A 12,369-nucleotide genomic window follows, 5' to 3' on the forward strand; every position below is an offset into this window, starting at 1 on the left:
AGAATTAGGCCACGCAGAATTCGTTCCCCTCGGGGTCCGTCATCACGACCCAGGAGCCGGCCGGTTCCGTCACCCGGCGCAGGACGCTCGCGCCGAGGGTTGTCAGGCGTTCCACCTCGGCCTCACGGTGGTCCGGGCCCGGGTGCAGGTCGAGGTGGAGGCGGTTCTTGGTGGTTTTTGGTTCCGGTACGCGTTGGAAGAGGAGTCGGCGGCCTAGGCCCGTGCCGCGCTCCTTGTCGTACGGGTCGTCGGGGTGTCGTACGGCCATCAGGTCGCGGAAGGCCGGGCGGCCGTGGAAGTCGACCGTCGCGGCCGCGGGCAACGCGCCCATTTTCAGGAGCTGTTGGACGAGGGTGCTGTTGTCCTCGGGCTCGTAGTGGAGCGCTGCGGCCCAGAAGTCCGCCTGGGCGTGGGGGTCCGCCGCGTCGATGACCAGTTTCCAGTGGAGTGGGGTGGGCGGGGGTGCGGGCGTCTGTGTCATGCCCTTCACTCTGGCATCGGTGCGGTGTGCCTGCGGGGCTACGCCTCTACCGTGTCCGCCGTGCCCACCGGGTTCGGGCTCCCGGTCGGGGGCCTCTCCTGTGGGATCGCTGCTGCTGCTGCTGCCGCCGCCCTGCCCCTGCGCGCGGTGCGCCACGCGTCCGTCGTCAGGAGGACGAGCGCCAGCCACACCAGGGCGAAGCCCGCCCAGCGTGCGGGGGGCATCGACTCGTGGAAGTAGAAGATGCCGAGCAGGAATTGGAACACCGGCGCCAGGTACTGGAGCAGGCCCAGGGTCGACAACGGGACCCGGATCGCCGCCGCGCCGAAGCAGACGAGGGGGAGGGCGGTGACGATGCCGGTGGAGGCGAGGAGCGTGGCGTGGCCGACGCCTTCCTGGGCGAAGGTCGCCTTGCCGTGCGCGCCGAGCCACAGCAGGTAGGCGAGCGCCGGCAGGAACTGGATCGCCGTCTCCGCGGCCAGTGATTCGATGCCGCCGAGGTTGACCTTCTTCTTCACCAGGCCGTACGTCGCGAAGGAGAAGGCGAGCGTGAGGGAGATCCATGGTGGCTGGCCGTAGCCGACGGTCAGGACGATGACGGCGGCGAAGCCTACGCCGACGGCGGCCCACTGTGCCGGGCGCAGGCGTTCCTTCAGGAGCAGGACGCCCATCGCGATGGTGACGAGGGGGTTGATGAAGTAGCCGAGCGAGGCCTCGACTACGCGGCCGCTGTTCACGGCCCAGATGTAGACGCCCCAGTTGACGGTGATGAAACCCGCGGCCATCGTGACGAGGGCCAACTTGCGTGGCTGGCGCAGGAGTTCACCGGCCCAGGCCCAGCGCCGGATCACCAGGAGTGCCACGGCGACGAAGGCGAGCGACCACACCATCCGGTGGGCCAGGATCTCGGCGGCGCCGGCCGGCTTGAGCAGCGGCCAGAAGAGCGGGACCAGGCCCCACATGCCGTATGCCGCGAAGCCGTTCAGCAGTCCTATGTGGTGCTGCTCGCCCTTCGGCCTCCCGCTCGGCTTCCCGCTCACGGGCCCCTCCTTCGTACGCGCCCTGCCGCCCGGCCGCGCCGATGCGGCCAGCATGAAGGTAGCGCCGGGCGGCCTCGGCTGTCATGGCCGTATCGCCATACGGTCATGACAGCCGAGGGGTGGGCGTCCACAGCATCCTGACCCTGCGCGGCGCCGTCGCCATCCGCATCGACGGCCCCGGCGCCTGGGTGGCCTCGTGGGCAGGGGCCTCGACGGCGTCACGATCGACGAGGGAAGAGGCCCCCCGGAGGTGGGTCAGCCCTTGAGCGCGAGGGCGATCGACTCGCGGATCGGCGTGGTCGTGCGACCCGACAGACGGGACAAGTCGCCGCTGGAGACGACCAGTTGGCCCTGCGCGATGGACGTGTCGACCCCGGCGAGGATCGCGGCGAACGGCTCGGGCAGTCCGGCGCCGGTGAGGATGCCGATCAGGGTCTCGGCGGGCACGTTGTTGTAGGCGATCTCCTTGCCGGTCTGCCGGCTCAGCTCGGCCGCGTACTCGGCGAAGCTCCACGCATCGTCGCCGCCCAGTTCGTACGTCTGGTTCTCGTGGCCCTCGCCGGTCAGGACGGCGACGGCGGCAGCGGCGTAGTCGGCGCGCGAGGCGGAGGAGACCCGGCCGTCACCGGCGGCGGCCACGACGGCGCTGTGCTCCAGGACGGGGGCGAGGTTCTCGGTGTAGTTCTCGTTGTACCAACCGTTGCGGAGCAGGGCGTACGGCACTCCGGACGCCAGCAGTGCCTCCTCCGTGCCGCGGTGGTCGTCGGCCAGGGCGGCGGCGAGGGGGCCGGGGGCGCTGGTGTAGGCGAGGAGCGCGACACCGGCGGCCTTGGCGGCCTCGATGACGACCTTGTGCTGCCCGACGCGGCCCTTCTCGAACTCGTTGCCGGAGATCAGCAGCACCTTGTCGCCGGCGGCGAAGACGCTGTCGAAGGTCTCGGGGGTGTTGTAGTCCGCGACCGCGATCTTCACGCCGCGCTCCGCGAAGTCGGCGGCCTTCTCCGGCGTCCGGACGACAGCGGTGATCTGGTCGGCCGGAACCTTCTCCAGCAACTGCTCCACGACGTGACGGCCGAGGTGTCCGGTGGCTCCGGTGACGACGATGCTCATGAGTGACAGCTCCTTGTAGGGGTGCGGCGTGGTGCGGTGCGTGTCACTAACCCTAGGGGAGGCGCTAACTCGTGGAAAGTACCCACTTTGAAGTAAGGTACTGGCATGGCAGTAAGTGTAGAGGTGGCCGGTGGCCGCACGGTGGGTGAGGCGATGTGCCCGCACCGCCTGATCATGGAACACGTCACGTCCCGCTGGGGCGTCCTGGTTCTCATCGAGCTCCTGGATCGCCCGTACCGCTTCAGCGAACTCCGCCGGGCGGTCGGGCAGGTGCGGCAGGTGAGCGAGAAGATGCTGGCCCAGACCCTGCAGACGCTCGAGCGGGATGGCTTGGTCCACCGTGATGCCAAGCCGGTGATTCCGCCGCGGGTGGACTACTCGCTGACCGAGCTGGGGCGGGAGGCGGCGGAGCAGGTGCGGGGGCTGGCCCTGTGGGCCACGGAGCGGATGGGGGAGGTGCTGGAGGCGCGGGAGGCGTATGACGCGGCGAAGGCGCGAGCCGGTACCGGCGGCGCTCTCTAGTCCTGCCCTGTGCGCGGTGCGTCCTTCCGTGCGCCCCCTCTCCGCCTCGCGCGCCGCGTTCGGGGGCGGGCAGGCTGGTCGGCATGGTTGCGTCAGAACAGGCCGAGGCCATAAGGGAGTTGGCCCGCCAGGTCGGTCTCATGGCGGAGGAGCTGCGCAACGCGAACCGCATCCGGCTGCACCGCCTTTTCGGCGAGCAACTGGACCGGGCGATCGAAGAGCCTTTGTTCGCGGACGTGTTGGGTGTCCCGGACGGCGTGTCCGCGGACAAGCGCCGTCAACTGGCCTTCGCCAACAAGCAGTACGCGCTGATCCTTCTGAACTACCGCATCGGCGGCATCGACAGAAGTGAACTGCTCGGGCACCTCAAGTACTTGAGCAAGAGTCCCGTGTTCGCGGAGTACTGGCAGCGCACCTCCGAGGGCCGGAGTGTGTTGCCGAAGGAGTCGTTGGAAGCCCGGATCGGCAGAGCCATCGATGCCGTGATGGAAGAAAGGCTCGACGATCTGGACGAGTGGTGGGTGATCGGGCCGGCGTCCGAGACGTGAGCTGACGTGCTTCGGTTGGCTGGCTTGAGGGTGTGCCCGCCCGAGAGGAGCCCACGCATATGAGCCACGAGCCCTCGTCCGCCCGAATAGTCCGCCGCCTTGGCGACCCGCCGAGTCAGCGCGGCTCTACGTCCGGCGCAAACTGTCCCGACCTCTTCGAGCTGGCCGACGGAGACTTCGCGGTCATCGGGACGGACCGAACCGAGGAACTGGACCAGTCGCTCCCCTCCGACGCCTCCCGTGCCGATCACGAGCGCATCGTCGTCATCACCCGGGAGACCCTGATCCGCGCCAAGCGGGACATCCCCGACGCCTGATGTAGGCAGAGCAAGAGGGCCCGGGCATCACGCCCAGGCCCTCCAGCCGTACGAGCGGAACCGTCAGCCCACAACCGTCCAGGTGTCCCCGCCCGCCAACAACGCAGCCAGGTCACCCTTCCCGTTCTGCACGATCGCCGTGTCCAGCTGGTCGGCCATCTGCGTGTCGTAGACCGGGCGTTGCACCGAGCGCAGCACCCCGATCGGGGTGTGGTGCAGGGTGTCCGGGTCGGCCAGGCGGGACAGGGCGAAGGCGGTGGTCGGGGATGTTGCGTGGGCGTCGTGGACCAGGATCTGGGACTCGTTGTCCGGGGTCACGTCGACCACCTTCAGGTCGCCCGTCGTCGCGTCCCGGATCACGCCGCGCGCAGCGTCCGCGCCGAAGCGGATCGGCTGCCCGTGTTCCAGGCGGATCACCGCCTCCTCGGCCTGCTGGCGGTCCTTCAGCGCGTCGAAGGCGCCGTCGTTGAAGATGTTGCAGTTCTGGTAGATCTCGACCAGGGCCGTGCCGGGGTGGGCGGCCGCCTCGCGCAGCACCTGGGTCAGGTGCTTGCGGTCCGAGTCGATCGTGCGGGCCACGAAGGACGCCTCCGCGCCGATCGCCAGTGACACCGGGTTGAAGGGGGCGTCCAGGGAGCCCATCGGGGTCGATTTCGTGATCTTGCCGACCTCCGAGGTCGGCGAGTACTGGCCCTTCGTCAGGCCGTAGATCCGGTTGTTGAAGAGGAGGATCTTCAGATTGACGTTGCGGCGCAGGGCGTGGATCAGGTGGTTGCCGCCGATCGAGAGGGCGTCGCCGTCGCCCGTGACCACCCAGACGCTCAAGTCCCGCCTGGAGGACGCCAGTCCGGTCGCGATCGCCGGGGCGCGGCCGTGGATGGAGTGCATGCCGTACGTGTTCATGTAGTACGGGAAGCGGGAGGAGCAGCCGATGCCGGAGACGAAGACGATGTTCTCCTTGGCCAGGCCCAACTCCGGCATGAAACCCTGCACCGCCGCGAGGATCGCGTAGTCACCGCAGCCGGGGCACCAGCGCACTTCCTGATCGGACTTGAAGTCCTTCATGGACTGCACTGCCTCGGCCTTGGGGACGAGTGAAAGTGCCTCGATCGTGCCCGTGCCTTCCGTGGACGTCTCAGCCATCGATGGCCTCCTTGAGAGCCGTGGCGAGCTGCTCAGCCTTGAACGGCATGCCGTTCACCTGGTTGTACGAGTGCGCGTCCACCAGGTACTTCGCCCGCACCAGCGTGGCGAGCTGGCCGAGGTTCATCTCGGGGATCACCACCCGGTCGTAGCGCTTGAGGACCGCGCCGAGGTTGCGGGGGAAGGGGTTGAGGTGGCGGAGGTGGGCCTGGGCGATGGACTCGCCGGACCCGCGCAGCCGTCGTACCGCCGCCGTGATCGGGCCGTAGGTCGAGCCCCAGCCGAGGACCAGCGTCCGCGCGCCGTGCGGGTCGTCGACGTCCAGATCCGGTACGTCGATGCCGTCGATCTTGGCCTGGCGGGTGCGGACCATGAAGTCGTGGTTGGCGGGGTCGTAGGAGATGTTGCCCGTGCCGTCCTGCTTCTCGATGCCGCCGATGCGGTGTTCCAGGCCGGGGGTGCCGGGGATGGCCCAGGGGCGGGCGAGGGTCTGCGGGTCGCGCTTGTAGGGCCAGAAGACCTCGGTGCCGTCGTCCAGGGTGTGGTTCGGGCCCTGGGCGAACTGGACGGTGAGGTCCGGGAGTTCGTCGATGTCGGGGATGCGCCAGGGCTCGCTGCCGTTGGCCAGGTAGCCGTCCGAGAGGAGCATCACCGGGGTGCGGTAGGTGAGGGCGATGCGTGCCGCCTCGATCGCCGCGTCGAAGCAGTCGGCCGGGGTGCAGGGGGCGACGATCGGGACCGGGGCCTCGCCGTTGCGGCCGAACATCGCCTGGAGCAGGTCGGCCTGTTCGGTCTTGGTCGGCAGGCCGGTGGAGGGGCCGCCTCGCTGGATGTCCAGGACGAGGAGGGGGAGTTCCATCGAGACCGCGAGGCCGATGGTCTCCGACTTCAGGGCCACGCCCGGGCCGGACGTCGTCGTCACCGCGAGGGAGCCGCCGAAGGCCGCGCCCAGGGCCGCGCCGATGCCGGCGATCTCGTCCTCGGCCTGGAAGGTCCGTACGCCGAAGTTCTTGTGCCGGCTCAGCTCGTGCAGGATGTCCGAGGCCGGGGTGATCGGGTACGAGCCCAGGAAGAGGGGCAGGTCCGCCTGTCGGGACGCGGCGACCAGGCCGTAGGACAAGGCCAGGTTTCCGGAGATGTTGCGGTAGGTGCCGGTCGGGAAGGCGGTGGCGGCCGGGGCGACCTCGTAGGAGACCGCGAAGTCCTCCGTCGTCTCGCCGAAGTTCCAACCCGCCCTGAAAGCCGCGATGTTGGCCGCCGCGATCTCGGGTTTCTTCGCGAACTTCGACTTCAGGAACTTCTCGGTGCCCTCGGTCGGCCGGTGGTACATCCACGACAGCAGGCCCAGCGCGAACATGTTCTTGCTGCGCTCCGCCTCCTTGCGGGTGAGACCGAAGTCCTTCAACGCCTCGACGGTGAGGGTGGTGAGGGGCACGGGGTGCAGGCTGTAGCCGTCCATCGACCCGTCGTCGAGGGGCGAGGCGGCGTAACCCACCTTCTGCAGCGCGCGTTTGGTGAACTCGTCCGTGTTGACGATGATCTCCGCGCCGCGCGGAACGTCGGCGATGTTCGCCTTCAGGGCGGCCGGATTCATCGCGACCAGCACGTTGGGCGCGTCGCCCGGGGTCAGGATGTCGTGGTCGGCGAAATGCAGCTGGAACGACGAAACCCCCGGCAGGGTGCCTGCGGGGGCGCGGATCTCGGCCGGGAAGTTCGGCAGGGTGGAGAGGTCGTTCCCGAAGGACGCCGTCTCCGAGGTGAAGCGGTCGCCGGTGAGCTGCATACCGTCACCCGAGTCACCGGCGAACCGGATGATCACCCGGTCCAGGCGCTGGACGTCCTTCACCCCCGCCGGTTTGCGTTGTTCCCCGACCAACGTGCTGTCGGCTCCGTCGGCCTGCTCCGCTGGGCTACTGACCTGGCTGGTCACTGAACTGGACCTCCTCTTCGAGGACGCTGTCCGGGCATGGTCGTCACGCCGACCCTCCCAGGATCAACCCTACGTCTGTAAGGGTCGCCTTCCTTCGGCCGTTCGCATGATGGACGCTGTTTTGAGACGGCCTGACGCCCTGACTTGTCATGATTTCTCGCCCCCCGACGCTTGCCTTGAAGACGCTCCCGTTGTGTTGTCTGGTTCTCGGATCGCGCTGTCTGGTACTCGGACTCGGCTGACAGGTGACTGACGGCGGTGAACAACCGCCGGTCGGCGGCCGGACAGCTGACACGGTGTCAGTTTGGCAGGAAAATGTCAGGAGTTGAGGTAGGTGAGGACGGCCAGAACACGTCGGTGATCCCCGTCACTCGGCGACAGGCCCAGCTTCAGGAAGATGTTGCTGACGTGCTTCTCGACCGCCCCGTCGCTCACCACCAGCTGCCGGGCTATCGCGGAGTTCGTCCGCCCCTCGGCCATCAGCCCCAGCACCTCGCGCTCCCGCGGGGTGAGCCGTACGAGCACGTCCTGCCTACGGCTGCGCCCGAGCAACTGCGCGACCACCTCCGGGTCGAGCGCCGTACCCCCCGAGGCCACCCGCACCACCGCGTCGACGAACTCACGCACCTCGGCCACCCGGTCCTTGAGCAGATAGCCGACGCCATGGCTGGAACCGGCCAGCAGTTCGGTGGCGTAGCGCTCCTCCACGTACTGCGACAACACCAGCACGCCGAGACCCGGATGAGCCTTGCGCAGCTCCACCGCCGCCCGCACGCCCTCGTCGGTGTGCGTCGGCGGCATCCGTACGTCGGCCACCACCACGTCCGGCAACGCGTCCTGCTCGGCCAGCTCGGTGATGGTCTTCACCAGCGCGTCCCCGTCACCGACCCCGGCCACCACGTCGTGCCCGCGGTCGGTCAACAACCGGGTCAGGCCCTCCCTGAGCAGCACCGAATCCTCGGCGATGACCACGCGCACCCTGTCCTCCACGATGTTCGGCCCCCCACTGCCCGCCCTGCCGGCCCACGTCGGTTCGCGTCCGTCCACACGACAGGTCCAGCATTCCAGGGTTCGGACCTCGGTGCGTCCGGGCGACCGGAATAGAGGCAGGGTCCCGCCGGTTCCTGTCCCCCACACGGCCTGGTCCCGATCACCGGGGCGCCGGGTACCGGACACGGAGGGGTGGGCCCATGCGGGCGAGCGCGTTCAAGGAGACCGGCGGACCCGAGGTACTGCGCCTCGTGGAACTCCCCGACCCTGAGCCGGGCCCCGGCGAGGTCCTGATCCGGGTCGCCTACGCCGGCGTCAATTACGGCGAGATCCAGCACCGCCTGGGCGACTTCGGCGAACCCGACGGCGAGACCGTCACGGGTCTGGAGGCGTCCGGCCGGGTGGCCGCGCTGGGCGAGGGCGTGACCGGGGTGTCGGTCGGGGACGCGGTGGCGGCGTACCTCCCGGACGGCGGGGGCTACGCGGAGTACGCCGTCGCCCTGGCCGCCTTCGTCCTCCCGCTCCCCGACGGCCTCGACCAGCGCACCGCCGGCGCCGCCGCGCTCGTCCTGACGACGGCGTACGGCGTGCTGGCCGGGGCGGCCCGTATCGGCCCCGGCGACACGGTCCTCGTCCACGCGGCGGTCGGCGGTGTCGGCGGCGTGGCCGCGCAGCTCGCCCGGGCCCTGGGAACGACCGAGGTCTACGGCACCGTCAGCACGCGCGAGAAGGCGGAGTACGCCCGCCGTGCCTTCGGCTACGACGAGGTCCTCCTCCGCGAGGGCTTCCCGGAGGCGGTCCTGGCGGCCACCTCCGGCCGGGGCGTCGACATCGTCCTCGACCCGGTCGGCGGCCCTACCCGCCTGGCGAGCTTCGAGGTCCTGGCCCCCTTCGGCCGCCTCGCGGTCTACGGCGAAGCGGCCCGCCATCCCGATCTCCAGCTCCCGGTCCTCCCGATCTGGAAGCACAACCGCACCCTGACCGGCTACAACATCGGCGACCTGGCCCGCCGAGACCCGACGACAGTCCGCGCCCACGCGTTGAGCGCGCTGGCACTGGCCGCCTCCGGTGCGGTACGGGTCGATGTCACGGAGGAGTACGGGCTGGCGGACGCGGCGGAGGCGCATCGGTTGCTGGGGGAGGGGCGGAACAGGGGGAAGGTTGTGCTGGCGGTGGAGGCGGTGGAGGCGGTGGAGGCGGTGGAGGCGGTGGAGGCGGTGGGTTCCTCGGGTTCCTTTGGCCTGTCTGGCGTCTGACTTCCAGCGCAGCCCCCAGGGGGCAGGGCAGCGGGCTCGCCCCTTCGACGCCTCAAGCCCTCAACTCCCCGCACCCTCAACCCCGCGTCCCCTCAACCCCGCCAGGGCAACTCCGCCGTGATCCGGGTGGGCCCACCCGCCGGTGAGTCGACCACCAGGATCCCGTCCACCGCGTCGAGCCGCCCGGCAAGACCGGCCAACCCCGAACCGCCGGAGGCATCCGCGCCGCCCACCCCGTTGTCCACGACCTGAAGCATCAGCCGGTTCTCCACCCGCCACACATCCACCGCGGCCCAGGTCGCCTTCGCGTGCTTGCTGATGTTCTGCAGCAGCTCTGAGACGGTGAAGTACGCGATCCCCTCGATGGCGGCCGCCGGTCGCGCCGGCAGATCCACGTCCACCTGCACCGGCACCGTGCAGCGCGAGGCGACGGAGGACAGGGCGGCGTCCAGTCCTCGGTCGGTGAGGACGGCGGGATGGATTCCGCGCGCCAGGTCCCGCAGCTCCTGCAACGCCGTCTTCACCTCGCCGTGCGCCTCGCCCACCATCCGCGCCGCCGCCTGCGGATCCTCCGTCAGCTTCTCCTTCGCCAGCCCGAGGTCCATGGCCAGGGCCACCAGCCGGGCCTGCGCCCCGTCGTGCAGGTCGCGCTCGATCCGCCGTAGATCCGCCGCCGCCGTGTCGACCACGACACCCCGGTCCGACTCCAGCTCCACGACCCGTGTCGCCAGCCTCGACGGGCCGAGCAGGCCGTGCACCAGGCCCCGGTCCACCAGCGTCAGTGCCCGCACGATCCACGGCGTGGCCAGCGTGAACAGCAGTCCCACCAGCGCGGTCACGGTGATCTCGAAGGGGTTGTCCAGATAGATCCGGTGGTGCTCGTCGCCGTAGAGCTGAAGGCCGCCCCCACCGCCGTACATCGGGAAGAGCCAGAACCACAGCGGGTACGTCAGCATGGCCCAGCCGTACGCCCAGACGGTGAGGGCGATGGCGAAGGAGAAGACCGCCCACGGGAGGTGCAGCAGCGCGTACAGCAGATGGCGCCAGGACGCGCCGCTCTTGAGGACCGCGCCCATCCAGGCCATCGGGCCGTTCTTCTTCATGCGCAGCGGCTCGGGGTCGGCGATGTCCAGGTCGAGCAGCCTGCGGGCCCGGGCCCGTTCCAGCGCGCCGAAGCCGCGGCAGCCGGCCAGCGCGCCCGCCAGGACCGGAACGCCGAGGAAGGTGATCAGCAGGCCCGCGCCGAGCGACACCATCGTGACGGCGTAGGTGAAGAGCAGGATGCTGATCGGCAGGCTCAGCAGGACGTAGCCGAACTCGCGCCAGTGGCGCGCCTCCAGGGGGGCGCGCAGCGCGGTCGGCAGCCGGCGCCGCGTCCGCTCGTCGGCGGCGACCGTCCCGTGCGATCGGTACCCCTGCCCGTACTCCGTGGCCATCGGCGTCGTCCTGTTCTAGTCGTTTCCGCAGCCGTGCTTTCGTATCTCCACACTGCTCGGTCGCAGGTCCACGAGCCATGGAGTCCGTCGGCGTCCTCGAAGGGGGGTTTTCCCTACCTCAGGCCCGGGTCGGTGGTCCGGTCGCGTTCCCGCCAGGGCAGTTCCGCCGTGACCGTCGTGGGTCCGCCGGGTGGGGAGTCGAGGACGAACAGGCCGTCGACCGCGCCGAGTCGGTCGGCGAGGCCGCGCATGCCGGTGCCGCCGTCGAGGTTCGCGCCGCCGCGGCCGTCGTCCCAGACCTGGATGAGCAGGCGGTCCTCCGAACGCCACACGTCCACCGACGCCGTACGGGCACCGCTGTGCTTGCTGATGTTCTGCAGCAGCTCGGAGACGGTGAAGTACGCGATGCCCTCGATGGCGGCGGCCGGGCGTGCGCCGATGTCGGCCGTCACCTTCACCGGCACCGTGCAGCGCGAGGCGACGGAGGACAGGGCGGCGTCCAGCCCGCGGTCGGTGAGGACGGCGGGATGGATCCCGCGCGCCAGATCCCGCAGCTCCTGGAGCGCGAGTTTCACCTCGCCGTGCGCCTCGTCGACCATCGCGGCGACCTGCTCGTCGGCCTGGCCCTCCAGCAACTTCTCCTTGGCCAGCCCGAGCCCCATGGCCAGATTGACCAGCCGGGCCTGTGCCCCGTCGTGCAGGTCGCGCTCGATCCGCCGTAGATCCGCCGCCGCCGTGTCGACCACGACACCCCGGTCGGACTCCAACTCGGCGATACGGCGCTCCAGTTCGTCGGAGGGGGAGAGGAGGCCGCGCACCATCGCCCGGTCCGCGTTCGCCAGCCCGCGCGCGATGAACGGCAGTACCGGCCACAGTACGAACAGCGAGGTCAGCGTGACGGTGAAGGTGACGATGCCCCACGGCAACCGCATTCCGTCGTACAACACCGTCCGCCAGCCCACCGGGTCCTTCAGCGCCATCCACACCCGTTGCAGCAGCCCGCCGCCCTTGCGCCACGGCAACGGGCTCGGCTCGTCGATCCGGACCCCGAGCAGCCGCCGGGCCCGGCCCCGCTCGAACCTCCCGATCAGCCGCGCGCCCATCAACCCCAGCGCGAGCAGCGGAAATCCGACCACGGTGACGGTCATCCCGGCGCTGATGGCCAGCATCGTCACCACATAGACGAAGCCGAACACCGACACCGGCAGATTGGTGAGGAGATGCGCGATCTCCTTCCAGGTGTGTCTGTCGTAGGCGAAGCGGGCGGGCGGCAGCGGCTCGTCGAGATCGTCGAGAGCGTCGAGCTCGCCGCCGGGTGCCGCCGGGTCGGCGTAGGGGATGCGTACGGTCATATGGGCCAGCGTGCCGCGCGACGCGCTCCAGCGCCATGAGGTCCGCCGCCCGGGTCCCCTGGGGAAAACCCCACCATCGCGTCCGTCCCGTCCTTCCGGGCGGATCTCAAGCCGTGACGGGCTGCTTACCGTGCCTTTAACAGGGCCTAGACTCCCGTGCGTACAGATCGTCGAACACAGAGTTCACATGGGTCACGGGGGCACCGGTTCACCGGAGCGGGCCGTGGGGCAGCCCGTGCGGACC

12 protein-coding genes are annotated in these 12,369 nt (G+C 69.9%); 4 read left to right on the top strand and 8 right to left on the bottom strand.

Annotation, left to right across the window (positions count from 1 at the left end; translation table 11 throughout):
* Nucleotides 1–4: 4 nt before the first annotated feature.
* The 3 genes from OG588_RS29515 to OG588_RS29525 all read right to left on the bottom strand — a co-directional run bounded on the left by OG588_RS29515 (nt 5) and on the right by OG588_RS29525 (nt 2,631).
* On the bottom strand, nt 5–481 hold the full coding sequence (locus OG588_RS29515; RefSeq protein ID WP_405949932.1) for a VOC family protein: 477 nt from the start codon (nt 479–481) through the stop codon (nt 5–7).
* 38 nt (nt 482–519) lie between these two features.
* On the bottom strand, nt 520–1,521 hold the full coding sequence (rarD, locus tag OG588_RS29520; protein ID WP_405949933.1) for an EamA family transporter RarD: 1,002 nt from the start codon (nt 1,519–1,521) through the stop codon (nt 520–522).
* A gap of 255 nt (nt 1,522–1,776) precedes the next feature.
* Complete coding sequence (locus OG588_RS29525) at nt 1,777–2,631, bottom strand: SDR family oxidoreductase (protein ID WP_405949934.1); 855 nt, start codon at nt 2,629–2,631, stop codon at nt 1,777–1,779.
* Between the two features lie 105 nt (nt 2,632–2,736).
* Here OG588_RS29525 and OG588_RS29530 point away from each other — a divergent pair, with 105 nt between their 5' ends.
* From OG588_RS29530 to OG588_RS29540, 3 genes are all read left to right on the top strand, one after another.
* Nucleotides 2,737–3,153 (top strand): winged helix-turn-helix transcriptional regulator, encoded by a 417-nt coding sequence (locus OG588_RS29530; protein ID WP_405949935.1) that lies wholly within the window; start codon nt 2,737–2,739, stop codon nt 3,151–3,153.
* A gap of 83 nt (nt 3,154–3,236) precedes the next feature.
* Entirely contained in the window at nt 3,237–3,701 is a 465-nt protein-coding gene (locus tag OG588_RS29535; RefSeq protein ID WP_405949936.1) for a DUF6082 family protein, read from the top strand.
* A gap of 59 nt (nt 3,702–3,760) precedes the next feature.
* The gene (locus tag OG588_RS29540; RefSeq protein WP_405949937.1) at nt 3,761–4,018 is read left to right on the top strand and encodes a hypothetical protein; all 258 of its coding nucleotides are present in this window, start codon (nt 3,761–3,763) and stop codon (nt 4,016–4,018) included.
* Nucleotides 4,019–4,081: 63 nt separating this feature from the next.
* On the opposite strand, the gene OG588_RS29545 is transcribed toward OG588_RS29540, so the two are convergent.
* The 3 genes from OG588_RS29545 to OG588_RS29555 all read right to left on the bottom strand — a co-directional run bounded on the left by OG588_RS29545 (nt 4,082) and on the right by OG588_RS29555 (nt 8,069).
* A complete protein-coding gene (locus OG588_RS29545) occupies nt 4,082–5,161 on the bottom strand; it encodes a 2-oxoacid:ferredoxin oxidoreductase subunit beta (RefSeq protein WP_405949938.1) in 1,080 nt (359 codons plus the stop codon).
* Nucleotides 5,154–7,091, bottom strand: a complete 1,938-nt coding sequence (locus OG588_RS29550) for a 2-oxoacid:acceptor oxidoreductase subunit alpha (protein WP_405949939.1) — start codon at nt 7,089–7,091, stop codon at nt 5,154–5,156. The genes OG588_RS29545 and OG588_RS29550 overlap by 8 nt, the downstream gene beginning before the upstream one ends.
* A gap of 318 nt (nt 7,092–7,409) precedes the next feature.
* Complete coding sequence (locus OG588_RS29555) at nt 7,410–8,069, bottom strand: LuxR C-terminal-related transcriptional regulator (protein WP_405953244.1); 660 nt, start codon at nt 8,067–8,069, stop codon at nt 7,410–7,412.
* Nucleotides 8,070–8,281: 212 nt separating this feature from the next.
* On the opposite strand from OG588_RS29555, the gene OG588_RS29560 reads away from it, so the two are divergent.
* Nucleotides 8,282–9,337, top strand: coding sequence for a zinc-binding alcohol dehydrogenase family protein (locus OG588_RS29560; protein WP_405949940.1), 1,056 nt, complete (start codon nt 8,282–8,284; stop codon nt 9,335–9,337).
* 92 nt (nt 9,338–9,429) lie between these two features.
* Here the strand turns inward: OG588_RS29560 and OG588_RS29565 are convergent, their stop codons facing one another.
* Complete coding sequence (locus tag OG588_RS29565) at nt 9,430–10,773, bottom strand: sensor histidine kinase (protein ID WP_405949941.1); 1,344 nt, start codon at nt 10,771–10,773, stop codon at nt 9,430–9,432.
* A gap of 113 nt (nt 10,774–10,886) precedes the next feature.
* Nucleotides 10,887–12,125 carry a sensor histidine kinase gene (locus tag OG588_RS29570; RefSeq protein ID WP_405949942.1) on the bottom strand — a complete coding sequence of 413 codons (1,239 nt, stop codon included), beginning with the start codon at nt 12,123–12,125 and terminating at the stop codon, nt 10,887–10,889.
* Nucleotides 12,126–12,369: the final 244 nt, after the last annotated feature.

This window comes from Streptomyces prunicolor (assembly GCF_045162825.1).
GTDB classification, from domain to species: Bacteria; Actinomycetota; Actinomycetes; order Streptomycetales; family Streptomycetaceae; genus Streptomyces; species Streptomyces prunicolor.